At 53.2% G+C, this 24,552-nt stretch carries 21 protein-coding genes and 1 pseudogene; 14 read left to right on the top strand and 8 right to left on the bottom strand.

The window, feature by feature from the left end:
- Positions 1-66: 66 nt before the first annotated feature.
- The 3 genes and pseudogenes from IMCC3135_RS35485 to IMCC3135_RS12825 form a co-directional block, all read right to left on the bottom strand.
- Positions 67-246, bottom strand: a pseudogene (locus IMCC3135_RS35485) (YgaP family membrane protein); the annotation flags it as partial.
- Positions 247-493: 247 nt separating this feature from the next.
- A complete protein-coding gene (locus tag IMCC3135_RS12830; protein ID WP_157735950.1) occupies positions 494-697 on the bottom strand; it encodes a hypothetical protein in 204 nt (67 codons plus the stop codon).
- Positions 698-823: 126 nt separating this feature from the next.
- Complete coding sequence (locus IMCC3135_RS12825) at positions 824-1,840, bottom strand: LacI family DNA-binding transcriptional regulator (RefSeq protein WP_088917979.1); 1,017 nt, start codon at positions 1,838-1,840, stop codon at positions 824-826.
- A gap of 135 nt (positions 1,841-1,975) precedes the next feature.
- Here IMCC3135_RS12825 and ltnD point away from each other — a divergent pair, with 135 nt between their 5' ends.
- The 4 genes from ltnD to IMCC3135_RS12805 are packed head-to-tail and all read left to right on the top strand — an operon-like array spanning position 1,976 to position 5,536.
- The gene (gene ltnD, locus IMCC3135_RS12820; RefSeq protein WP_088917978.1) at positions 1,976-2,878 is read left to right on the top strand and encodes an L-threonate dehydrogenase; all 903 of its coding nucleotides are present in this window, start codon (positions 1,976-1,978) and stop codon (positions 2,876-2,878) included.
- The gene (gene otnK, locus IMCC3135_RS12815) at positions 2,878-4,128 is read left to right on the top strand and encodes a 3-oxo-tetronate kinase (RefSeq protein WP_088917977.1); all 1,251 of its coding nucleotides are present in this window, start codon (positions 2,878-2,880) and stop codon (positions 4,126-4,128) included. The genes ltnD and otnK overlap by 1 nt, the downstream gene beginning before the upstream one ends.
- Positions 4,125-4,775, top strand: a complete 651-nt coding sequence (gene otnC, locus IMCC3135_RS12810) for a 3-oxo-tetronate 4-phosphate decarboxylase (RefSeq protein ID WP_088917976.1) — start codon at positions 4,125-4,127, stop codon at positions 4,773-4,775. The genes otnK and otnC overlap by 4 nt, the downstream gene beginning before the upstream one ends.
- Positions 4,772-5,536 (top strand): hydroxypyruvate isomerase family protein, encoded by a 765-nt coding sequence (locus tag IMCC3135_RS12805; protein ID WP_088917975.1) that lies wholly within the window; start codon positions 4,772-4,774, stop codon positions 5,534-5,536. The genes otnC and IMCC3135_RS12805 overlap by 4 nt, the downstream gene beginning before the upstream one ends.
- 89 nt (positions 5,537-5,625) lie before the next feature.
- Here IMCC3135_RS12805 and IMCC3135_RS12800 read toward each other — a convergent pair whose 3' ends face one another.
- Positions 5,626-7,017 carry a S41 family peptidase gene (locus IMCC3135_RS12800; RefSeq protein WP_088917974.1) on the bottom strand — a complete coding sequence of 464 codons (1,392 nt, stop codon included), beginning with the start codon at positions 7,015-7,017 and terminating at the stop codon, positions 5,626-5,628.
- Positions 7,018-7,298: 281 nt separating this feature from the next.
- Between IMCC3135_RS12800 and IMCC3135_RS12795 the strand changes: the two genes are divergently transcribed.
- The 3 genes from IMCC3135_RS12795 to IMCC3135_RS12785 all read left to right on the top strand — a co-directional run bounded on the left by IMCC3135_RS12795 (position 7,299) and on the right by IMCC3135_RS12785 (position 11,412).
- On the top strand, positions 7,299-8,501 hold the full coding sequence (locus IMCC3135_RS12795; protein ID WP_088917973.1) for a hypothetical protein: 1,203 nt from the start codon (positions 7,299-7,301) through the stop codon (positions 8,499-8,501).
- A gap of 29 nt (positions 8,502-8,530) precedes the next feature.
- Positions 8,531-10,039, top strand: a complete 1,509-nt coding sequence (locus IMCC3135_RS12790; protein WP_088917972.1) for a hypothetical protein — start codon at positions 8,531-8,533, stop codon at positions 10,037-10,039.
- Between the two features lie 218 nt (positions 10,040-10,257).
- Entirely contained in the window at positions 10,258-11,412 is a 1,155-nt protein-coding gene (locus IMCC3135_RS12785; RefSeq protein WP_088917971.1) for a helix-turn-helix domain-containing protein, read from the top strand.
- A gap of 81 nt (positions 11,413-11,493) precedes the next feature.
- Here the strand turns inward: IMCC3135_RS12785 and exaC are convergent, their stop codons facing one another.
- The 3 genes from exaC to IMCC3135_RS12770 form a co-directional block, all read right to left on the bottom strand.
- Positions 11,494-13,014: an acetaldehyde dehydrogenase ExaC gene (exaC, locus tag IMCC3135_RS12780; RefSeq protein ID WP_088917970.1), complete on the bottom strand. Its 1,521-nt coding sequence runs from the start codon at positions 13,012-13,014 to the stop codon at positions 11,494-11,496.
- A gap of 113 nt (positions 13,015-13,127) precedes the next feature.
- A complete protein-coding gene (locus IMCC3135_RS12775) occupies positions 13,128-13,970 on the bottom strand; it encodes an alpha/beta hydrolase (RefSeq protein ID WP_205738024.1) in 843 nt (280 codons plus the stop codon).
- Positions 13,970-15,118, bottom strand: coding sequence for an ABC transporter substrate-binding protein (locus tag IMCC3135_RS12770; protein ID WP_088917968.1), 1,149 nt, complete (start codon positions 15,116-15,118; stop codon positions 13,970-13,972). Before IMCC3135_RS12770 ends, IMCC3135_RS12775 begins: the two co-directional genes overlap by 1 nt.
- A 172-nt stretch (positions 15,119-15,290) precedes the next feature.
- Between IMCC3135_RS12770 and ugpB the strand changes: the two genes are divergently transcribed.
- The 4 genes from ugpB (at position 15,291) to ugpC (ending at position 19,494) form a co-directional block, all read left to right on the top strand.
- Positions 15,291-16,604, top strand: a complete 1,314-nt coding sequence (gene ugpB / locus IMCC3135_RS12765; protein ID WP_088917967.1) for a sn-glycerol-3-phosphate ABC transporter substrate-binding protein UgpB — start codon at positions 15,291-15,293, stop codon at positions 16,602-16,604.
- Positions 16,605-16,717: 113 nt separating this feature from the next.
- A complete protein-coding gene (gene ugpA, locus IMCC3135_RS12760; RefSeq protein WP_236994778.1) occupies positions 16,718-17,587 on the top strand; it encodes a sn-glycerol-3-phosphate ABC transporter permease UgpA in 870 nt (289 codons plus the stop codon).
- On the top strand, positions 17,587-18,432 hold the full coding sequence (ugpE, locus tag IMCC3135_RS12755) for a sn-glycerol-3-phosphate ABC transporter permease UgpE (protein ID WP_236994777.1): 846 nt from the start codon (positions 17,587-17,589) through the stop codon (positions 18,430-18,432). The genes ugpA and ugpE overlap by 1 nt, the downstream gene beginning before the upstream one ends.
- Positions 18,433-18,441: 9 nt before the next feature.
- Positions 18,442-19,494, top strand: a complete 1,053-nt coding sequence (ugpC, locus tag IMCC3135_RS12750) for a sn-glycerol-3-phosphate ABC transporter ATP-binding protein UgpC (protein WP_088917965.1) — start codon at positions 18,442-18,444, stop codon at positions 19,492-19,494.
- A 125-nt stretch (positions 19,495-19,619) separates the two neighbouring features.
- Here ugpC and IMCC3135_RS12745 read toward each other — a convergent pair whose 3' ends face one another.
- Entirely contained in the window at positions 19,620-21,287 is a 1,668-nt protein-coding gene (locus tag IMCC3135_RS12745) for a SulP family inorganic anion transporter (protein WP_205738023.1), read from the bottom strand.
- Positions 21,288-21,522: 235 nt separating this feature from the next.
- Here IMCC3135_RS12745 and IMCC3135_RS12740 point away from each other — a divergent pair, with 235 nt between their 5' ends.
- Genes IMCC3135_RS12740 through IMCC3135_RS12730 form a run of 3 tightly spaced genes read left to right on the top strand, consistent with a single transcriptional unit; the run spans position 21,523 to position 24,549 of the window.
- On the top strand, positions 21,523-22,521 hold the full coding sequence (locus IMCC3135_RS12740; RefSeq protein ID WP_088917963.1) for a tripartite tricarboxylate transporter substrate binding protein: 999 nt from the start codon (positions 21,523-21,525) through the stop codon (positions 22,519-22,521).
- 28 nt (positions 22,522-22,549) lie between these two features.
- Complete coding sequence (locus IMCC3135_RS12735; RefSeq protein ID WP_088917962.1) at positions 22,550-23,056, top strand: tripartite tricarboxylate transporter TctB family protein; 507 nt, start codon at positions 22,550-22,552, stop codon at positions 23,054-23,056.
- Positions 23,056-24,549 (top strand): tripartite tricarboxylate transporter permease, encoded by a 1,494-nt coding sequence (locus IMCC3135_RS12730; protein WP_088917961.1) that lies wholly within the window; start codon positions 23,056-23,058, stop codon positions 24,547-24,549. The genes IMCC3135_RS12735 and IMCC3135_RS12730 overlap by 1 nt, the downstream gene beginning before the upstream one ends.
- Positions 24,550-24,552 lie beyond the last annotated feature (3 nt).

The raw sequence follows: 24,552 nt of genomic DNA, 5'->3' as shown, positions 1-24,552 counted from the left end.
TGAGGAGGCGCTCGCAGAGGCGCTCGCGGATGCGCAGGCCTGTACAGCCGTCTTAGGTATCGTGGAAAAATTCGCCAGCAGATAGGCCGGACAAATCCTGACGACAGAGGAGATTACATTCAAAACCCCGAAAGCACCCACCAACAGGTTCAGCATCAAATCATTGATGACTTGAGGCTGAAAGCAGACAAGATATATCAATCCTATGCCAAGGGTAGATCTGACAATCCTGTCAGCCAGCCCCATATTGTTGAGCTTTGTTAGCACTGGAATTGGAAATAGCCTCGACTTCAGCCCGGAATCTTCATGAAATGCCAAATCCAGGTTAGGTAAACTTGAGAATTCCAGATTTGTGCTATTTACGAAGTACGTCACGTAAATAACCACGCATGGTGGAATAACTACGATAGTCACTTAAATCGGCTGAATACCCTTGTGACTGAGTAATCCTCAGCCTCGCGCAGGTTACATTTCTTGAACCAATGTATGCAATCTATATGTGCTGTCTGTCTTTATGGTGCTTGCCACGAGGCTTTCTTCCTGCGAATAACAGATAACCAAAAATGCCGAAGAACATGGCCACCCCATTCGCCCAGAGTCCATCAATCTCGCTGACCTGCCCTGACAGTGCGTAGTAGGCGAACAGCATCGCTGTCAAAGCAATGGCAACCAATAATGCATTTCTGATATTTTTCAAAAGACTACCTTTGCCGTCAAGGCTGAACCGATGTAAAGCATCCGGGATCAGCGTGAATGATCTCAAGAACAGATCACATCACGTGCCAAACTCACATTGAAAACACACTAGATTACCAAGGGGTGGTTAACTGGTCTCACCCAGAATGAATTGTAATGGCATGACGACCTTTGAACCCTCAGCAGGCGCCTGCTTTTCTGTCTCCATACGCGCCAGAAACAATTCGGCAGCCGCAACTCCCATTTCCAGCCGCGGCGTTCGGATAGTCGTTATTTTCATCGGCATGGCATCCATGAAGGGTAAACCGTTAAACCCTGCCAGGGCCAACTGACCCGGAATATCAATGCCTGCCTGTAAACAATGCATGTAAGCACCGACGACCAGGTCGTCGTTATCAAAATAGATCGCATCGGTATCAGGATACTTTCGCAACAAGTCAGAGCAGGTCTGCTTACCCAGCAAAACCGAAGAATCACTAGCTTCGATCTGCATGCAGCTCAGCGGCACGGCCAGTTCTGACAGGCGCTTCCTGAAAGACTCTCGACGTTTGATCGAACGCGAAGGTCGTTCTCCCTCGGCTCCGACATAGGCAATTTTTCTGTAGCCCTGCCCAACCAGATGATCAGCCATCAGGATGCCAGCCTGCTGATGCGACACTCCGATGCTGACATCAATGGGACTACCATCCGCATCCATTATCTCGATGACCGGATTGGGGAACCGCGAGAGCATGTCAAGACTTCTCGCTGTATGTTCGAATCCGGTCACGATAATGCCCGAGGGGTTCCAGGAAAGAAGATCCTGAATAATCTCTTCCTCACGCTGTTCATCGTAGTGCGATATTCCCAATACGGTCCGATACGCCGTTTTACTGAGCACCGCGTCAATACCATCCAGCACTTCCGGAAAAACCGAATTGCTCATGGACGGCACAATCACGGCCAGTAATTGTGTTGACTTGGATGCCAGAGCACCAGCCACCCTGTTAGGGGTGTAATTCAGGGTGGCGGCAGCCTGCTCAACCTTCTTGCGCAACGTGGATGAAATATTGGGGGTATTGCGCATGACACGGGATACTGAAATCTCGCTGACGCCGCTCAGCTCTGCCACATCCTTCAGCGTTGCTCGTGCCAGTTTTCGCATCTGTTTTCCGTGTCATCGATGATGTGTGGAATGCATCTTAGCGCAGAATTGGTTGCGCAACCAATTATCAATTGACAGCGCTACCAACTTCATGAAATCCTTGCCCTGCATTCTGCCAACGGAGATTGAACATATATGGCTACAGATACAAAAGTTGCAGTTTTCGGACTCGGTTCCATGGGGTACGGAATTGCTTCATCATTACTTCGTGCAGGCGTCATAACGCACGGGTTCGATGTAGTCGCTGAGCAGGTCGCAAAATTTCACGCCGAAGGTGGTGCTATCGGTACCTTGTCCGAGATCGGGCCAGATCTGGATGCCGTGGTTGTGGTGGTATTGAACGCCGCCCAGACCGAGGCCGTACTCTTCGGTGAAAATGCCGTTCTGCCAAAACTCAAACCTGGCGCCGTGGTCATCGCCTGTGCAACAGTCGCACCGGATTTTGCCCGCGCCATGGCATCTCGCTGCAAGGAATACGGCGTCCACTATCTGGATGCACCTATCTCGGGCGGATCGATCAAGGCTGCCAATGGACAGCTTTCATATATGGCATCGGGCAGCCCTGAGGCCCTGCTGGCAGCTCGCCCCGTGCTGGATGCAACCGCAGCCAAGGTCTTCGAGCTCGGTGACGAGGCCGGCCAAGGCTCTGCCATGAAAGCGGTTAACCAATTACTGGCAGGTGTACACATTGCCGCCATGGCCGAAGCGCTGACCTTTGGCATGACGCAAGGTATTTCTGCAGAGAAATTTCTGGAAGTCATCCCCGAGTGTGCTGGCACTTCCTGGATGCTGGAAAACAGAGCGCCTCATATTGTCGAGGGAGACTACACCCCGCACTCTTCCATCGACATCTGGCCAAAGGATCTGGGAATCGTTCTGGATATCGCAAAGACGGCCAAATTCAGCGCACCCATCACGGCAACGGCCTTGCAGCAGTTTCTGGCGGCTTCAGGCTCCGGCCTGGGTCAGGAAGATGATGCAGCCATTGCCAAGGTCTATGCTCGCAATGCAGGCCTGACACTACCAGGACAAGACTGATGTTACTAGGATGCATTGGTGATGATTTCACCGGCTCAAGCGATCTGGCCAATACGCTGGCCAAACAAGGCATGCGTACGGTTCAATACACTGGCGTACCTGCCGAGGATGCGGCAGCTGACATTGAAGCCGGAGTTGTGGCCCTCAAATCCCGCTCCATTGATCCTCAGGACGCAATAGAACAGTCGCTGCGAGCACTTGAATGGCTACAAAAACAAGGATGCACGCAGTTTTTGTTCAAATACTGCTCCACCTTCGACTCGACACCGCAGGGCAATATCGGTCCGGTTATTGATGCACTGGCAGAGGCACTCGATGCAGATCGCATCATTGTCTGCCCGGCCTTTCCCGGCACAGGTCGATCTATCTATCAGGGGCATCTGTTCGTCAATGATGTGCTCCTGAATCAAAGTGGCATGCAGAATCATCCCCTGACACCCATGACTGACCCTGATATTCGTCGCTGGCTACAACTTCAGACACAGTCTGAAGTGGGCCACGTTGCCGCCAAAGATGTCTTGCACGGCACCGAGGCCATCAGGGCGGCCTTGTTGCGAGAACAGCTGGCGAACAAACGTCTGGTGGTGGTGGACGCTCTGCGTGATGAGGATCTGATGCAGATTGGTGAAGCAGCGGCTGATTTGAAATTGATTACTGGCGGTTCAGGGATTGCACTGGGTCTGCCCGAGAATTTCAGGCGGCAGGGCAAGATCACCTCCAGCTCTGCAAACTGGCAAGGTGAGAGCGGCAAATGCGTGGCTCTGTCCGGATCATGCTCGACGGCCACCCGCACCCAGCTGCAACTTCACCTGAAGGACAACCCGGGATTCGAGATTATTGCGGCCGACGTCATTGAAGGTCGTATCGATGCACCGACAATCGCAAACTGGCTAATCGCCAACCAGGGCGTTCCTGTCGCTTACAGCTCAGCGGACCCAGAGATTGTAAAACAGGTTCAGAACCAATACGGACGTGAACAATCTGCACATGCCATTGAATCCCTCTTTGCTGACATCGCCCGCTTACTGGTAGCAGGAGGCATCACCAAGATTCTAACGGCCGGTGGCGAGACCTCTGGTGCCGTGGTCGAGGCCCTGAACCTGTCAACACTGGAAATTGGCCCCGAAATCGATCCGGGAGTACCCGCTCTGCGCGCGGGCGAAAAGCTTGTCATAGCCCTGAAATCCGGTAATTTTGGTGCACCCGATTATTTCGTCAAAGCGGCCGGCATTCTGGATCGACAGGCATGAGCCACGATACCCGCCTGCGTGAAACAATCTGCCGACTAGCTTGTTCCATGTTCGAGCGTGGACTGACCGGTGGCAGTACCGGCAATATATCTGCACGCACTCGTGACGGTGGCCTGCTGGTGTCACCGACAGGTACAAGCTTCGGACGGTTGGACCCAGCCACTCTCAGCCATTTCGATCGTGATGGCGTATTGATTGGTGGCGATCAACCTACCAAGGAAATGCCTTTGCACAAGGCATTCTATGCAACTCGTTCGACAGCCGGGGCTGTTGTTCACCTGCACGCCTGTCATTCGGTTGCCTTGTCCATGATGCCCGATGTCGATGAGGACAATTTTCTACCGCCACTTACGCCCTATGCAATCATGAAGCTGGGCAAGGTCAAGCTGCTGCCCTTCTTCTTGCCGGGAGACCCTGCCATGGGAGATGCGGTGAAAGGATTGGCAGGCAAACGTTCGGCAGTCATGTTGGCGAATCATGGACCTGTGGTGGCGGGCAAGGATGTGGAAGCGGCCTGCAATGCTATCGAGGAGCTTGAAGATACGGCACGCCTGGCCATGATGACTCGCTCTTTCAACCCTCGGATGCTTTCTGAAGAGCATGTGCAGGCGATCGTAACCAAATTTGATGTGGAGTGGGACGCATGACCAAATTTTCGGCCAATCTTGGTTTTCTCTGGACCGAGCTATCGTTACCAGATGCTATTCGAGCAGCCAGATCTGCAGGTTTTGATGCAGTCGAGTGCCATTGGCCATACGACACGCCGACGGATGATATCAATGCCGCATTGGCAGAAACCGGTTTGAGTATGCTGGGCCTTAACGCGCGACGCGGAGATACCAGTGCCGGGGAAAATGGCCTCTCAGCGCTGCCCGATAGAATAACTCAGGCTCGGAGCTTCATCGATGAGGCAATCCAGTATGCCTCACTAACGAATACAGCCTGTGTTCATGTCATGGCCGGGTTCGTATCCGGCTCACAAGCCCACAAGACGTTTATTGAAAATTTGCAATATGCCTGTGATCAGGCCGCCAGCCACAACATCACCATATTGATCGAACCCTTGAATAGCTATGATGCTCCGGGCTACTTCCTGAGTACCAGTGAGCAGGCAGAGAGCATTATCACGGAAGTTGATCGCACCAATATCAAGCTGATGTTCGATTGTTATCACATCCAGCTGATGGAAGGAGATTTGAGTAACCGACTGACAAGGCTTTTACCAATAATAGGCCATATCCAGTTCGCCTCAGTTCCGGACCGTGGCTCACCGGAGCACGGTGAAGTTTGCTACCGACATATCTTTGATGTCTTGAGCAAGCTTGGCTATAAGAGCGCACTGGGAGCTGAATACAAACCGGCCGGCAAGACAGATCAGACACTGGGCTGGATGAGCACCTTGAAATAGCTGGAATTGGCTCACGGTCGCTTATTTTGCACAGGTGACTCCCCTCTCAGGGAGCCACCTGTCTCATGCCTCGCCAGTCATGCCTGATTTCAGCGAAGCGAGCCTGCAAAGAGCTCGAATCCTTGCAGCTCTGTCTCATCGGCCTGATCGACGATGCCAGCAGATTTGGCAGCAATGGTAGTGGCGCAACTACCCTCAGCCAGGTAGTCAATACCGGCTTTCAGCATGCCTTCAAACTCACCATCATCATTCAAACCGAAATCATGAAGGCGATCGTCTGCCACTTGACAACTAGCAGGCATCCCACCAAAGACACTCACACCCGCAGCATTGAAGCCTTCGGCTTCGATTGCATTAAGCTGCTCCCCGCAACGAACCCTGCCTCGTTGGATATACGGCTTACCTGAGGTTGTGGACCCCACGGTGACCACTTCCATATGCGGTGACAATCCCAGAGTCACTATCTCTGAAGATGATGCAGTGCTAGAGCGTGTAATAAAGATGACTCGAGACAGATCCAGGCTTTCATCATTCTCTTCCAGCAGCAAATCATAATTTTCGTTCTGATACTTATCGTTGTATTCATACCGGTATAACAGGCCACCCGCCCGGGCATTCCCTGCGATCAGACTAGCCAGAACCTCGGCAATGAATACCCGACCACCTGAATTGTATCGAAGATCAACAATCAGATCGGAAACACCACTTTGGCCGAACTGCTGAAAGGTGTCACGCAGCTCCTGCTCTGAGGTATTCAGAAAGCGGTTGAAAACAAAGTAGCCCGTTTTGCTGCCACTATCCGGATTCGTAAACTCGGCAACGGCTTCCACCGAATTGATTGCATATTCAGCAGTCGAAATGGGTATATCTACCTGCGCTCCGGATTCACGCTTCACAATTCGCCAGTTTGACTGAGTAGGTGTTTCGGGCGTGCCGACAACGTCCTCCTGAAACAATTCGCTCAGCTCGTCACTTTGCCAGTCCAATCCGTTTACTGACACAATGATATCGCCTCGTTCGATCCCGGCAAGACCAAAAGGGCTGGCCTCAACGACCTGCAGTATTCGTGCATTGTCATCTTCATCGTAGCCCCAACGATAACCCAGCCCGAACTCCCGACCTTCCTGAAACAGCAGATCTGACGCAGTGGCATCAGCCAGATGACTGAAGGGGTCACGCTCCTCGAACCGGATGCTTGACAACAGGTCTTGCGTAGAGTCGTAGGACTGTGGGTTGACTACCGGCACCTGATCATAGAACAGGTAGTAATCGCGCATATTATCGTAGACCCACTGATTCTGATAATCCACCTCGCAACTAGCGCTGCTATCAGGATCGAAGGGTGAGTCTCCACTCCCTCCGCCGCCGCCACAGGCACTCAGAACCAACAATGCCGGCAATGCAAAAATGCTCAAACAGCGCTGCCTGGGGCGAGTAGCTACAAGCGCGGTATCTATGACTTTCATGTCCTTGAACTGCATGATTACGATTCTCTCGGTGATAGTCCGTTATCCATTCCGACACCACTATTGACAAATGAGCTGGCCTTGTCAACTTGCACCATGCGAGTAGCACATTCAATAGCCAGGCGGCGCGGATGTCACAGAATAATAACAACCTCTTATCAAAAACGATATGAAAACGTGACTATTCCGGCGGGAACGAACAGGCAAACGACCCTCTGATATTGGGTGCGCAACGAGGGGTGCTCTTCACTCTTGCTAACGCATCGCCACCTTTTGACTACAAACAAGGCAATGTCATGAATAAAAAAGCCATATTCACACCCTTGGGAATGCTGATCGCATCAGCATTTCTTTCCACAGGTTTTGCCCAGGAAGTCGAGGACGATGATGTTCGTCCATCACCACCATCCATCGGCTCTGACATACCCGTCACCTACTTCGGACCACCCCCATCATCTGTCGAGCCTGAGCTGATCGGACCTTTTCAATTACTGACGGCCGGTCAACTGGACGAAGATGCTGGCACCATTACCTTGCCACTGTATCGGGGGGAGCTACGTGAAACCGGCGAATCGATCTGGTATATCGTGACAGATACCACCGATAGCGATGCGGCTTTGGCACTGGGACTGAACCATTCAGGAAAACTGTCCTTTGCAGAGAATGGCAGAGCTGTGCGCACGGGCGCCACCCGTCAGGATGGAACATTGATGTTTGATGTCGGTAGCGTCGACTTCTCGCCTGAACTGTCTGTGACGCCAGGCAACGCAGAAAACGCAAGCCTGCCACCATTCCCACCCTTGGCTTTTCAACCAGGATCGATAGGTGACGAGCTCTACTCACCGCTCGTAAAAATCACCAATGCAGGTGGTCATATCTACAACGCCCCCATGATTGCGTTCAACGTTGATGAAGCCGACATCGACTTCTGCGATGGAGACCCTGACCACAGCGTGGTACACGACAGTGTGGTGAGCATCTGCCCGGCTGACGAAACTGTCACCTTGTCACTTGCGGCAGGTTTCAGTTTTGCCAAGCCGGTTCTTTATCTAAGCACTGAAGCCAACGACCCTTTGCCAGCAGCACTCGAAGGTGCAACCTTCGCACCGGGGCTCAGAGATGTTGCGGTCGGTCGAGACGACTCATTATTCAGTGCCGTAGAGCGCTTGTTTCTTACGATAAACGGACCATCCAACAGTGTTGAAGGCCAGGTCAACCCACAACGCCAGGGCCTGTTCAGCACCTTGTCCGGAGAAGGCGGCCCACTGAATGTACTAGGTGGCATTCCCACTGTGGCAACCGATTACAGCCCCTTGTGGGATCTCAATGTGGGCGAATGGACACAGCTGGCCATTGATCGCGGATACCGTTCGCGGGTTACAGAAGAATTTCAGATTCTTGGTCTGGTAGAGCGTGGGTTCCTGACAGGTCCCGGTGGTTCCGCTTACGGATCATCAGGCTTCATTGTCAATTGCCCGATTGTGCATCGCTTCCTTTGATAGCCATCCCACGACACGAGATCAAAAACATGAAAAACCAAAAAAACACCTTGCTTGCAGTCTCCATTGTCAGTGTTCTGCTAACCGCATGCTCTGACGATGGCAGTATTGCAGGAAGCTCTGATGCAGCAACTGCCGGTGCACCACTCGACAATCGTGATGCAAGCACCCCTGCCACTCTACGCTCCGGCGAAGCACTACCAGAGCTTGCGGGTGGGCAGCTGGCTCAATCTATCGCTGATGAGACCGCCGCTGTCACCAATGCTCTCAACGGTGTCGTCCCCGGTAGCCCAAGCGCTCTGAGTCCCGGAGAAGTCGATGATGACGATTTTGCACCCGCCCCTCCCTCCATCGGCGCGGATGTCCCAGTAACGTATTTTGGTCCATCACCAACGACCGTCAATGCAAACCTGGTGGGGCCTTTACAACTGCTGACCGCAGGCCAGGTTGATCTTGAAGCAACACCGACAACAACCGTAACACTGCCTCTGTATCAGGGTCGATTAGCCTCCGGTGGTCCTCTGGACGGAGCCCCCATCTGGTATATCGTCACTGATACCTCGGATGAAGGTAACGCGGCTGCACTGGGTTTGAATTTCAGTGCCAAACTCAATTTCGCCAGCTTGCCGGCACCGATGGTCGACACCTTCATGTCAACAAGCGTTCGTAGCGGTTTTTACGATGCCGAAGGCTTGTTGATCGTCAGTGGCGGACCGGTTGACTTCACACCAGAAAGGATCATGAATCCGGGCTCCACCGACACACAAGGCACTAGCAACCTACTGGACTCTCTCGATTTCCAGGCTGGGTCTGTCGGTGCGGATGTGGGGGATGCTGATGGTTTCTATAGCCCGCTAGTCATGATCAGCAATGCTGGAAATCATGTCTACAACGCCCCGATGGTCGCCTTTAATGAAACACCAGAACGTTTGTCAGAATATTGCGATGGTATTTCTGAAGAAGAAAGCGCATGGGCACACCAGGCTCTTCACGACAGTGTTGTAGCGATCTGCCCCGGTGAGTCTGGCGAACCTGGTACCGTCACACTGGAGCTGGTCAATGGATTCAGCTTTGGCCGACCGGTCCTGTATCTATCCACCGAGGCCACAGCTGAAATCGCTGCAGCACTGGAAGGTGCAACCTATGCCCCTGCCCTGGGCAATGTGCCTGTGGGTCGAGACGATTCACTCTTCAGCGCCGTTGAACGGCTGTTTGCCTGGACTAACGGACCTACGAATGTATTTGATGAAGCCAATCCACAGCGTCAGGGATTCAACAGCGCTCTGGTCGATGGTGGCGGTCCACTGAACGTTCTGGGCGGCGTACCCACCATCGCAACCGACTACAGCCCTTTATGGGATGTGAATCTTGGCGAATGGACTCAGGAAGCCATAGACAACGGCTACCGTTCTCGCATGAGCGAAGAATTTGCCATCCTGGGCATGGTTGAGCGCGGTTTTATAACAGGCCCCGGCGGCAGTGCTTATGGCTCCAGCGGCATCATCGTCAATTGCCCCATTGTGCAACGTCTGCTGTAGCACGAAACAGATTGTTCAGTTAATCGAGAGGGTCCTGCGGGGCCCTTTTCTTATTGAGAAAACCTGAAAATCGTTCATCCCAGAGACAGGAACCGCGACCTCTCAAGTCCCCCGCTATCTACTAAATGAGAATATACGTATCGCCGTCAGCATGATAGGTTTCGACAGATTCGCCACAATGCGCTGCCACTTTCACAGCCGAACAACAGGAGCTGAAAATGTCTGTCAGGACTCTGTCTCAAAGAAGGACTGCAATTGACACTCAATGGGATTGCTTTCTGACAGGCAGCGGCCGGACAGAAAAGGACAGCGTGAACAAGGACATCATGGCGTCCTGGCAACGCAGTGCGCAATACATCCAGCCCCACACGAACCTGGCGCCCATTGCCGATGAATACTCACTCAAACATACCTGGCAGGGTTCGGATCTTTGCCAGGCAACGCTGGCTGAGCAGGCCAATATGAACCAATTGGTGAACGAGGGTGAAATGGTCGCTGCCATTGCTGATACTTCCGGTCGCCTGCTCTGGACCGCTGCCAGCAAGCACATGCGTCCGCGTGCCGAGTCTGTCAACTTTACCGAGGGTGGCATCTGGGATGAGTCATCGGTCGGTACCAATGCAGTCGGCCTCTCATTGGCTTTAAGTCGACCGGTTACCGTTTTTTCCTCCGAGCATTTTCTGCCCTCGATACGAGAATGGGTCTGTTATGCAGCGCCGATCATTCACCCACAGACCCTGGAGTGTGTTGGTGTTCTCGACATGTCCACAACCTGGCAGCACTACACGCCCATGGGGCAAGCGGCGGTGGCCGGCATTGCGCAATCGATCTCGGCACACCTGCCATGCGCAGCTCCCCGAGCAGAGATTGAAATTCATGCACTGGGCCAACCCCGAGTCATTTATCAGGGAGAACCGATTCCGATGCCACTGCGGCAATTGGAAATTCTTTGCCTGTTGGCACTCAACCCTGAAGGGCTGACGCTCAACCAACTGCACGCCAGTCTGTACGGCGATGCCAAAGTCTCAATGTCGACACTCAAGGCGGAACTGTCGCATTTGCGTTCACGGCTTGGCGGACATATCGGCTCTCGCCCCTATCGGTTAACCGTACCTTTCTGGGCAGATTTTCTCCAGATCTGGAAAGCACACGAAGCCAGCCTTACAACCGAATTCATGGATCTGTATCGAGGCCCACTGCTGATCAATTCGGACTCTCCCGAGCTTGAAGAATGGAGAAGCTGCATTGATGCTCTTGCCTACAAAACACTGGATAAAGCCGTTGATACCGTCATGCTTGTTAACCGAATGGGCGCCGGCCGCATAGCGGGCGAATTGGTAAGAAATCGTCTTGGCGGCGATCTGTCTCACTGAGGTTGTGGCAAGGAACGGTCATACAGACCCAGCCAGTTACGGCTGCCCGACCACAACACTCGGTGATTCGTTAACGCGCTATCAGAAGAATCCCATTGGGTTGATGTCGTAGCTGACCAGCAGATTCTTGGTCTGCTGATAATGATCCATCATCATCTTGTGAGTTTCACGACCGACTCCCGACTTCTTGTATCCACCAAACGCTGCATGCGCCGGATAATGGTGATAGCAGTTGGTCCAGACCCGCCCGGCCTGTATGCCGCGACCCATGCGATATGACAGGTTCATGTCACGAGTCCAGACGCCCGCACCCAGTCCAAACTCACTGTCATTGGCGATGGCCAGGGCTTCCGCCTCATCCTTGAATGTGGTGACGGATATAACCGGACCGAAGATTTCTTCCTGAAAGACACGCATGTCATTGGTGCCCTTCAAGAGCGTTGGCTCTACGTAAAAACCGGTTGTCAATCCATCACTCATGCTCTCTACACCGCCGCCGATCAGAACTTCGGCACCTTCCTGCTTACCGATCTCGATGTAACTGAGGATTTTTTCGTATTGTTGTTGAGATGCCTGCGCACCCACCATCACGTCGGTATCCAGCGGGTTGCCTCGTTTGATCAGAGCTGCTCTCTCAATCACCATCTTGATGAAACGCGGATAGATGGATTCCTGCACCAGCAGCCTGGATGGACAAGTACACACCTCTCCCTGGTTGAAGAATGCCAGTACCGCGCCCTCTACGCACTTGCTGATAAATTCCTCTTCATGATCGAAGATATCCTCGAAATAGACATTAGGCGATTTTCCGCCCAGCTCAACGGTTGAAGGAATAATGCTTTCTGCGGCACATTTGAGAATATGCGAACCCGTCGGGGTCGAACCGGTAAAGGCTATTTTTGCAATACGCTTACTGGTTGCCAGAGCATTGCCGGCTTCACGACCAAAACCGTTGACGATATTCAGCACACCTGGTGGCAACAAGTCGCCGATGATCTCCATGAAAACCATGATGGATGCTGGTGTCTGCTCCGCCGGTTTGAGAATGACGCAATTACCGGTAACCAAAGCCGGAGCAATCTTCCAGGCCGCCATCAGCAGCGGGAAATTCCAGGGGATGATCTGCCCGACAACTCCCAGAGGCTCATGAAAATGGTAAGCCACGGTATTCTCATCGATCTCTCCGATACCGCCTTCCTGTGCACGCATGCAACCGGCGTAGTATCGGAAATGATCAGCAGCCAGTGGCACATCGGCATTAAGCGTTTCGCGAATGGCCTTGCCGTTGTCCCAGGTTTCTGCAACCGCAAGAGCTTCAAGATTCTGCTCAATACGATCAGCAATTTTCAGCAGAATATTTGATCGCTGTGCAACCGATGTCTTGCCCCAGGCCTCGCGGGCCGCATGGGCGGCATCCAGGGCCAGTTCGATGTCTGCCTCGTCAGAACGGGCAATCTGACAAAAAACCTTGCCATTGACCGGGGAGACATTGTCAAAGTAATTCCCGGCAACCGGAGCTATCCACTCTCCCCCGATATAATTGTCATACCGCTGTTTGAAATCAACGACGGCTCCATTGGTGTTTGGATCTGCGTAAATCACGTTTCCTTCCTCGTATTATTATAGATAGGCCAGATTGTGGAATTGGTTTTCCGCAATGACTCATTAATAAACGATGGAGGGTTGGCAATAGGTTGGTCGTGCCTGACGACAGTCTAATCAATACCCAGCAGTGCCCTGACCAGCGCACTATCGGGTCGGGTTAATCCGTCAATTACCGAGAAATGATTCTTGCCAGGCTCGTAGCAGGCATGAATATGATCCATTTCAGCCGACCATTTTTCGCACAGCAGTCGCGTCTGGCGCAAAAACTCCGGTCGCTCTTCCGCGCCCACCCACAACGTCATGGGGACCGCTCTTCGAGGTTGGTGTGCCACAGGGCTTTCTGCCACAGCTTGTTTCAGATCCAGTTGCAATGATTCATTCATATGGTTGGCCTGCAAAGGTCGCAGATCAAAAATACCGCTAACAGGCACCACATGAGCCAATCGAGCAGCGACAGCCTCGGACAGAATCTGGTCAGCACACAGTAGTCGGGCTACCAGATGAGCACCCGCAGAGTGACCCACCAGCCTGATAGGCCCTGATACGTTTTGCGCCGCTAACTGTACGGCAGCAGCGACATCCTGTGTGATATCGCTGATCGGTACATCCGGAGCCAGGCGGTAGCTTGGAATTGCAACGCTCCAGCCATGCGCCAGGCAGCCCTCTGCCAGAAACGACCAGTTGCTCTTGTCGAAGCGCAGCCAATAGCCGCCATGCACCAGAACAACCAGGCCGCAAGATTCACCCTCAGGGTGAAAAATATCGAGAACCTGACGCTCACCCTCTCCATACCGGATATCCGCCTGCATTCGGCCGCCAGCTTGCTGCCGATCTCGCAACTGCGCCGACAGTCGTGCCCACTTATCCGGCAACAAGGCGGCACCGGGTATATAGGCACCATTTTCAAACGCATCGTTCCAATCGATGAATTCGCTATTGGAGAAATCAGTCACTACATCACGCATTCAGTAGCATAGGCGTTCGAATGCTGCGTAAGCGCTTTCGATACGATCTTGTTGGTCAGCACCTCACCTTCACGCACCACTTCCCGAACATAGATGTCTTGAATGGGATGGTGGCTGTTGTCAAATGAGAAGCTGCCGCGAGTGGATGCAAAGTCGGCTTCTTCCAGAGCACTGCGAAAGGCGTCGGCATCAGTGACAGGCGATTTAGCCATGGCGGAGAGCAATAGGTTGCCGGTGTCAAAACCCTGCGATGCGTACAACGATGGCAGACGGCCATAGGCTGCCTGAAAATCAGCCACAAAGGCTATGTTGGCTTCGTTGTCCAGATCCTTGGACCACTGTGATGTGTTCTTCACACCCAGCGCTGCATCGCCTACAGCTCCCAGAATACCTTGATCAAATGAGAATGCAGGCCCTAGTACTGGCAGATCGATATCGGCCTGATCCCACTGTTTCATGAAGCTGATCCCCATGCCACCGGGCAGGAAGAAAAATACACTGTCAGCCTCGGAGGCACGAATCTGGGCAATCTCTGCGGCGTAGTCGGTCTGACCCAGCTTGGTATAAAGCTCGCCCGCCAGATCGCCTTCGTAATAACGCTTGTAGCCGGTCAGCGCATCTTTTCCAGCCGGATAATTGGGCGCCAGAATGAAGGAATTGACAAGACCTGCAGAATTGGCATAGCTGCCAGCGGCTTCATGCAGATTGTCGTTCTGCCAGGCAACATTGAAATAATTCATGTGGCAACCCTTACCTGCCAGAGCCGAGGGTCCGGCATTGGGAGACAGATAGAATTTTCCCTGATTGACAGCAGCCGGCACCACAGCCATTGCCAGATTGGAGAAAATGATGCCCGTCAAAATATCCACCTTATCGGACTGAATCATCTTGTCTGCCAACTGGACGGCGACATCCGGTTTGTTCTGATCATCTTCGATGATCAGTTCGATGTCCTTGTTATCTCTGGTAGCGAGCAGGAACCCGTCCCGGACATCAATCCCCAGGCCAGAACCGCCCCCCGACAAAGTCGTGATCATCCCCACTTTGACAGGATCCGCCAGAGCCGCTGCCGACCAGGCAGTAGCCAGTGTGGCGGCAAGTGCGACACCAAATGCACAGGCAGGGGATTTCAGCATGGCAACAGCCTCCAGTTCGGATTGATTTCAGATTGATCCATGCAGTCTAAGCGATTTTGGTGACAGAACAAAATTCGAATATTCGATACATCTGCCTCTTGAGTTCTGTAGCTTCTCGTGGTTAAGTGCCCTCCTGACGTCCATACCGCACTCAAAAGAGGCATTCCCGATTATGAAGAAGACACTGACAGGTACCGCTCTGGCTATCGCCTTGAGCGCTGTGGCACTGCCTGCCTCGGCTGCCACAGAAATTCAGTGGTGGCATGCATTTACTGGCCGCCTTGGCGATCTGCTGGCCGAGCAGATCGAAACTTTCAACGCCTCCCAGACTGACTATGAAGTAGTTGGCAATTACAAAGGCAACTACTCGGAGACCCTGAACGCCGGTATCGCCGCTTTTCGTGCGGGCGAGCAACCGCACATTCTGATGGTTTTCGAGGTCGGCACTGCCACCATGATGAGCGCTGCAGGCGCTATCAAACCCATCCACGAAGTGATGGAAGACAGCGGCACAGAGTTCGATCCGGATGCCTATCTGGCGCCAGTCAAGGGCTACTACACCACTGCTGATGGCAAGATGCTGTCGCTGCCATATAACTCCTCAACACCCGTTCTTTATGTTAACCGAGACGCGCTGACCGAAGCCGGACTCGACCCTGACATGGATCTGACAACCTGGGAACAGGTCGACGGCGCCATGAACAAGATCAAGGAATCCGGCAGCTCCTGCGCTTTCACCACCGCATGGCAGAGCTGGGTACATCTGGAAAACTTCTCGGCCTACCACGACATCGCTTTCGCTTCACAGGAAAACGGTTTCACCGGGCTGGATACAGAACTGTCTTTCAACAGCCCCCTGCACGCAGCCCACGTACAAGCCATGGGTGAATGGGCCAAAGACGGCAAATTCATGTATGCCGGTCGACGCAACGAAGGTGGTGCAAATTTTCGTGCCGGCGAATGTGCCTTTTTCACTGAATCCTCTGCCGGCTATGCGGGTGTCAAGGAAGAAGCAGAATTCGAATTCGACATTCGTCCTTTACCGTACTGGTCAACTGTCAAGGCAGCTCCTCAGAACACCATCATTGGTGGCTCATCCTTGTGGGTCCTTAACGGACATGAAGACGCAGAATACAAGGGTGTCGCCCAATTCCTGAACTTCCTGTCAAGCTCTGACATCCAGGCAAAATGGCACCAGGACACAGGCTACCTGCCTATCACTACTGCTGCCTATGAGCAGACCAAGGCAGAAGGCTTTTATGAAAAGAACCCCGGAACCGACATCGCCATTCTGCAGATGACCGCCAAGCCAACAACCGCCAATTCAAAAGGTTTGCGATTGGGAAATTTTGATCAGATTCGCGGTATAATCGATGAAGAACTTGAAGCCGTCTGGACTGGCGACAAGGATGCACAAGATGCACTCGACAGTGCCGTCAGCCGCGGTAATCAACTGTTGCGCCGCTTCGAACAAGCCAACAAGTAATTCACTGCGCAGGGTAATTCTCCGACGTTATCTGAGCGTCGGAGAATTGCCTCTCAGCATCTCCTCCATCAACACAACGATCACAGGTAGCGATAAAGTCCGTGGAAAAACGCGTGACATTCAAGGGATGGCGCCTGCCGATCCTGCTGATATTGCCCCAGGCAATCATCACGGCGGTGTTCTTTTTCTGGCCCGCCGGCCAAGCCATCTATCAGTCCGCGTTCATACCGGATCCCTTTGGCCTGAAAACCCAGTTTGTCGGATTCGGGAACTTTGAATATCTGTTCTCTGACCCCTACTACCTGGCCTCTTTCAAGACCACAGCCATTTTCTCCATACTGGTCACCGTAGTCTCGATGAGCATTGCCCTGTGGCTGGCTCTCATGGCTGATCGCATCATCAAGGGTGCCGGCACCTACCGAACATTTCTTATCTGGCCCTATGCCGTGGCACCTGCCGTCGCCGGTGTTCTGTGGCTGTTCATCTTCAATCCCAACGTCGGTATTGCCAGCTGGTACCTGGACCAGATGGGTTACGACTGGAACCACAAACTCAATAGCGGCGAAGCCATGTGGCTGGTTGTACTGGCCTCCTCCTGGGGTCGCATCAGCTACAACTTTCTCTTTTTCCTGGCGGGCCTGCAAGCGGTCCCCAAGAGCGTCATCGAAGCTGCAGCCATTGACGGCGCACACTTCTGGCGTCGATTCTGGACCATCGTTTTTCCCTTGTTGTCGCCAACCACCTTCTTCCTGCTGGTCGTCAACATCGTGTACGCCTTCTTCGAAACTTTCGGCGTCATCCATACCATTACCTCGGGCGGCCCGCAGCAGGCAACCACCATACTGGTGTACAAGGTTTACGCTGACGGCTTCGTTGGTCAGGATCTGGGATCATCAGCGGCACAATCCGTGGTGCTACTGGTCGTGGTTGGCATATTGACAGTCATACAGTTCAAGTTCATTGAACGACGGGTGCACTACTGATGAGCGGCATGGTTGAAAAAACCGGCAAGGCTACCTGGCTGATCCATATCGGGCTGATCATCGGTATCGGCATTGTCTGCTTCCCGATCTATCTGGCCTTTGTTGCCTCATCGGTCACACAGGCCGAACTGGTTCGCCCCCCCATGCCGCTGCTACCGGGCAATCAACTGATCGAGAACTACAGCCGAGCTCTGTTTTCCGGTGTCAACGCACCGGTGTGGAGAATGCTGCTCAATTCCATGATCATGGCGCTGGGTATCTCCATCGGCAAGATCATCATCTCGCTCATGTCAGCCTTTGCCATCGTCTATTTCAAATTTCCGATGCGCGGCTTGTTCTTCTGGCTGATATTCATGACGCTGATGCTGCCAGTCGAGGTACGAATCGTTCCTACCTACGTAGTGGTTGCCAACTTCGGCATGCTGAACAGTTATTCAGGCCTGATACTGCCACTGGTGGCATCGGCAACAGCCACTTTCCTGTTCCGTCAGTTCTACCTGACTGTGCCAGATGAACTGGCTGAGGCAGCCCGGGTTGACGGCGCATCTCCCATGCGCTTCTTTTTCGACATACTTTTACCGATGTCACGTACCAATATCGCAGCGCTGTTCGTCATCCTGTTCATCTATGGCTGGAACCAGTATCTGTGGCCATTGTTGATGACGACCGACCCTGAAATGAACACCATCGTGATGGGTATCAAGCAGATGTTTCCATCCGGAGACGACCTGACAGATTGGCCTCTGATCATGGCTACAGCACTGTTGGCGATGTTACCGCCAGTGCTCGTCGTCGTCTTCATGCAAAACCTGTTCATCAAAGGCCTGGTGGAAACCGAGAAATAAAGCACGCACATGTCAACAGTCACGCTCAGCGACGTTCGTAAATCCTATGGTCGCGAAGAAATCATTCATGGTGTCAACATTGACATTGCCGACAAGGAATTCATTGTCATAGTCGGACCGTCCGGCTGTGGCAAGTCCACCTTGCTGCGCATGATTGCAGGCCTGGAAACCATCAGCGCAGGCTCAATCATGATTGGTGAGCGTGTCGTCAATGATCTGGAACCCATGGAAAGAAACATTGCCATGGTGTTTCAGAACTATGCGCTCTACCCTCATATGAGCGTTTTCGACAACATGGCCTACAGCCTCAAGATAGCCAAACTGGACAAGGCTGATATACGCGAACGGGTAGAAAAAGCCGCCCAGTTATTGCAACTCAGTGACTACCTGCAACGTAAGCCCAGAGAACTGTCCGGTGGTCAGCGTCAACGGGTAGCCATGGGCCGAGCCATCGTCAGAAAGCCTGACGTCTTTCTGTTTGACGAACCACTGTCAAACCTGGATGCCAAATTGCGCGTACAGATGAGACTGGAAATTCGTAAACTGCAGCGTGATCTGGGCGTAACCTCAGTCTATGTGACTCATGATCAGGTAGAGGCCATGACGCTGGGTGATCGGCTGATGGTGCTTAATGGTGGTCATGTCGAACAGTTCGGCACACCGATCGAGTTATACGAAAAACCAGCAACCCGGTTTGTCGCTGATTTCATTGGCAGTCCGTCCATGAATATTTTCAGGGGCGAGTCACTGAATGGCACCGTCACGCTGGAAAACGGTGTGACCATTCCCAGCGACACTCGGACCACTGGAACCGTCGATCTTGGTATACGCCCTGAACATCTGCTCAGATCCGATACAGGACCACTGATCATGGAAACCGGCCTGGTTGAACAACTAGGTTCCAATACCCTGATCCATGGATTTCTTGCCGGCACCCGCACGCCACTGATTGCCAGCTTGCAGGGTGTGCATAGTGAAGCCTCTCTGGGCGCTGAACTGCGCTTTGAAGTGCCTGTGACAGCGCAGCATGTGTTCAGCTCAGAGACCGGATCCAGACTCTGAACCAGTTGTAGGCAATGGTAGTGCACAATCGGTAGCCAGCCATATACATATAGTGGCCACCAGCCCAGGTCGAATAGAACCAGACAAACGATGCTCACAGCACGCCTTGGAACAACTGAAGGCTGTTACACAGTACTCGCCCCATGCTGCTGTAACGCCTCATCAATAGTGCCGGCAAATGCAACCAGAGGCTCTGATATTCCATAGCTGCGTAATTTTTCACGCAGCTCTTCTGGTAGCCCTGTGAAAACAACCTGCAACTCTCGTTGTCGTCCCTTGTGCGCCAGGCCCTCCAGTGTATTGGCACCGGTTGAATCAATAAACGGCACCTCAGTAAAGTCAACGACCAGCAGCTTGCAACTGTCGGAGATATTGTCCAGCACCGAGCCTACCGAAGCTGCCGCGCCGAAGAACAAAACACCACTGATGCGGTAAATCAATACGTCCGGGTTGGAGGCGATACTTTCATCATAAGGCAGGCGTGAACCATCGACTTTATCGGGCTGATCATCCTCAACCCAGGGCCGGTGTGTCGATACCGCTGTGGTTTTCGACATACGGTGTATGAAAAGCACCGAACCCAATGCAAAGCCGACAACGATAGCTTCCATCAGGTCACGGAAGATGGTCAGCAGCAAGGTTGCCATCAGCACCGCAGCATCGCCACGCGAAGCTCGCAGCAACAAAGCGATGGCGTGCTTTTCAATCATGTTCCAGGCAACGATAGCCAGAACACCGGCCAGGCTGGCGAGCGGTATGTAGCTGGCAACCGGCGCTGCAAGCACGATGAATAACAGAAGAAAAACCGAATGCAAGATGCCTGCAACAGGACCATGAGCCCCGGCGCGAACGTTGGTAGCGGTTCTGGCGATGGTGCCGGTCACACAGATTCCGCCGAACAAACCTGATGCTATATTGGCCACGCCCTGGGCGACCAACTCGCAGTTTGAGCGGTGTCGCCTGCCAGTCATGCCATCTGCAACCACCGCTGATAACAGAGACTCGATGGAACCGAGCAGCGTAAACGACAAGGCGACAGGCAGTAAAGCACCCACCTTGGCAAAGCTCACTTCTGGCAACGAAGGCATGGGTAGCGTATTGGGAATTCCACCAAATGCGGTACCTATCGTACTCAATGGCAACTTCAGAATCGTCACCGCTATGGAGGTGATGACAATGGCAAACAACATACCCGGCCAATGGGGACGATAGATTTTAAGGCTCGCAATAATGGCGATCGTCACAAAGGCCACAATCACCGTTGGCAAATCCCAGGTGGGAAGCGCTTGCCAGATAACCGGTAGTTTCTCGAGCAAGGCACCGGGCTCGGGACCCGACAGCGTCAGACCCAGCAGATCCTTGACCTGACTGGCAAATATGATAACGGCAATACCGGCAGTGAAGCCGATCGTTACCGGATAAGGAATGAACTTGATATAGCTGCCCAGCTGCAGATAACCTGCAAGCATCAACAGAATCCCCGACATGATGGTTGCCAGAAAAAGACCTTCCATGCCATGCAGCTGTACCGTGCTGGCCACAAGTACAATGAAGGCCCCGGCCGGGCCGCCAATCTGAAACCGACTACCACCCAGGGCGGAAACGAGGAACCCGCCAATGATGGCGGTATAGAGGCCTTGTGCCGGAGAAGCTCCCGAGGCTATTGCTATTGCCATTGACAAGGGCAAGGCGACAATGGCAACCGTCAAACCAGCTAATAGATCAGAGCGAAAATGCGAGAGGCCATAGCGCTCTCGCAGAATCGTTATGAGCTTGGGAGTGAACAGCTCCAAAAAAGTGCTGGCTGGTTTTGCGAACCCTTGTTCGCTCCTCCCTTCTCTCTCATGAACAGACAACTTGGCTCACTCCTTACAGAACGGCCAAACCATACTCTTGATCGAAGCCGCTTTCCAGTCACATCTCTTTAGCCACTTGCACTTTCCTGTGCCTGTCGCACCAAAGTTGCGCAATGATGGCGGATAATGTTATTACACCAGTACATCATCAACCTTCTCAACACATAGCATCATGAACATGAAATTTTTCGTGGGCCTGGCAGCTCTCGCCGCGCTCTACACGACGCAACTGCACGCCGAAGATTTTCCGGAACGAGAAGTACTGGGTGTAGTCATGTGGGGTGCTGGTGGGGCAACCGATACGGTTGCACGCGCAATCAACCCGGCCGCCGAAGAGGCCTTGGGCAAACCCATCGTTGTACTCAACAAGGCAGGTGGTGCAGGCGCTATTTCCACAGCATTTGTCAATACTGCTCCCGCAGACGGCTACACTTTTTTGTATGGTGCTGAAAATCCGCAGCTACATCCGGTCATGGGAGTTGCCAGCCTGGATTACTCACTGTTCTACCCTGTGCGTATTCTGGGCCGGGGTGTCGCAGTCATCACTGTGCCGACAGACTCCCCTTACCAGACTATCGAAGAGCTGCTAGCCGATATCAAGGCAAACCCCGGCTCGGTATTGATGGGTTCTACAGGCCCCGGTGGCTTGCCGAGCACCGTCGCGGCTCTGATCGCAAACTCCACCGACTTCGATGTCACCTCCATTCCATTCGGTGGTGAAGGCCCCGGATTACTTGCCATGCTGGGCAAGGAAGTCGATTTCATGCCTGCCGGCATCTCGGCCGCTGCTGAACAAATCAAGGCTGGCACCTTGCGCGCTCTAGCGGTAATCAATGACACTCCGGTGGAGCTACTCGAAGGTGTACCGGCCATCACTGACGCATTGCCAGGCATGGGACAATTCCTGCCCTGGGGTCCTTTCTACGGTGTCTTTGTACGAGAAGACGTGCCAGATGAGATCAAGGCAAAACTGGTAGGAACTTTTGAGACTGCCGCTCAAGATGAGCGCTACAAGACGCTGATGATCAACACGGGCAACGTACTCATGAATCTGCACGGCGATAAGGCGTCCGAGTTTCTGAGCAAATGGCAGCAAGTGACTTCCTGGGCATTGCAGGATACCGGAGCTGCCAAAGTGAGCCCGGAATCACTGGGCATCGAACGTCCATAAACTCTCAGCTAGCTATAAACAATTTCCGGTGAAAAAGACTGAACCGTCGGCGCAAGCCAAAAAGGGTGAACAGATATTTGTGGCGGTACTGATTGTCTTCAGTGCCGCGGCTCTGTGGCAAGCCTATCTGATTGCAGGTTTTTCCAAATGGGCGTCACCGGGAGCCTTCCCCATGCTGGCCGCAGCCACCATGCTGGCAAGCGGCATTGCCATCTTGCGCAATGCTCGACATCAGAGCCAGGCACAAGAACCGGCGTCTGAAAACGCCACCGAGAGTGCTCCCTACAGACCCCTGCCAATCAGGGTCGTTGTCGTTGCTCTGTTATTGATTCTGTACGTACTGGCGATGCCCACACTGGGCTTCCTGCTCGACTCCTGGCTGTTCCTGTTTGCCTGCATCACCTATCTGTGGAACAGATCCATCTGGTTTGCCTTGCTTATCAGTGTGGTTTCCCTATTGGCCATTCATGTCATATTTCGTATTCTGTTCCAGGTCATTTTGCCGCAAGGTACACTACCCGGCCTGTTTCTGTAATGAGTGACGCCCTGACGTTTTTCTCTATTGCGTGGCTGAACCCCTGGCTTGTATTTCTGACAGCCGCAGGCACTTTCTCCGGCATCTATGTCGGTGCCATTCCTGGCCTGTCGGTCACCATGGCCACCTCAATCCTCATCTCGTTTACCTTCAAATGGGACGTCAACGAGGCTCTGGCACTAATTAGCGGTGTTTTTATCGGTGGTGTTTACGGTGGCTCCCGAACGGCCATTTTGCTGAATATTCCAGGTGCCCCAAGCGCCATCGCCAGTGCACTTGATGGCTACCCCATGGCAAAAAAAGGCCTGGCGGGTGAAGCCATTGGCCTGACGACAATCATGAGCGTATTCGGAGGCTTTATCGGCATCATTGCACTGGCACTGTTTGCCCCGCTTATCTCAGGCTTTGCCCTGATGTTCAACTCCCGCGACTACCTGCTACTGGGTCTGATAGGACTGATGCTGGTCGGGACTCTTTCCGGTGAGAGTTTTGCCAAAGGCATTTTTGCTGCTGCACTGGGAGTGTTGATCAGTATGGTGGGACTGGATCCGATGACAGCGGAAGGACGCTTTACCTTCGGTACCGTGGCTCTGATGGGAGGCATACCCTATATTGCCGCCATGATCGGATTCTTTGGCGTGGCCGAGGCTCTTGTGCAACTTCGACACCTGGACATGCCGGCTGTCAAGCAGAAAATCGGGCGTATTGTCCCGTCAATGTCCAGCATCAAGAAACACTTCTGGCTGGCTATACGAACATCCGGAATCGGCACGGTCATCGGAGCACTACCTGGCACCGGTGGCGACATTGCAGCCTTGTTGGCCTACGATCATGCCAAACGCTCCACGCCCGATCCAGAGGTGCCTTTTGGAGAAGGTGCAACCGAGGGTCTGATCGCACCTGAGACTGCCAACAACGCAGCCGTCGGAGGTGCTTACATTCCCATGCTGACCCTGGGCATACCGGGAGATGCGGTAACGGCTGTCATCATCGGAGCCTTGTTCATTCACGGACTCAAACCCGGTCCCTTGCTACTGGTTGAGACACCGCATCTGTTCTGGTTCATTGTCGGCTCTCTCACATTGGCAAACTGCTTTCTGTTGATCTTCGGGCTAACAGGCGTACGAATATTCAGTAAAGTGGTCGAATGCCCCAAAGCCGTCATGATTCCACTGATCATCGTATTGTCGGCAGTGGGCACCTATGCCATCCAGAACAACGTCACTGATGTCTACTGGATGCTGCTGTTCGGCATTACCGGGTATTTCATGAAGATTCATGGCTTTCAGGTTGGCCCGGTTATTCTGGGTGTCATTCTGGGGCCCATGATGGATTCCAACTATCGACGCGCCATGCTCGGTGCTCGCGGTGATGTCAGCACTTTTCTCTGGAATTTCGTCTCACACCCCATCACCTGTGTACTGAGCCTGATGCTGCTCGCCATCGTGCTTTCGCAACTGCCTGTCTGGCATCGATGGCGACAGCGTCGCTGAACC

Origin of the sequence: Granulosicoccus antarcticus IMCC3135 (assembly GCF_002215215.1) — a bacterium.
GTDB classification, from domain to species: Bacteria; Pseudomonadota; Gammaproteobacteria; order Granulosicoccales; family Granulosicoccaceae; genus Granulosicoccus; species Granulosicoccus antarcticus.
Note: the sequence above shows the minus strand (reverse complement) of the source record. Positions and strands in the feature narration are given on the sequence as shown.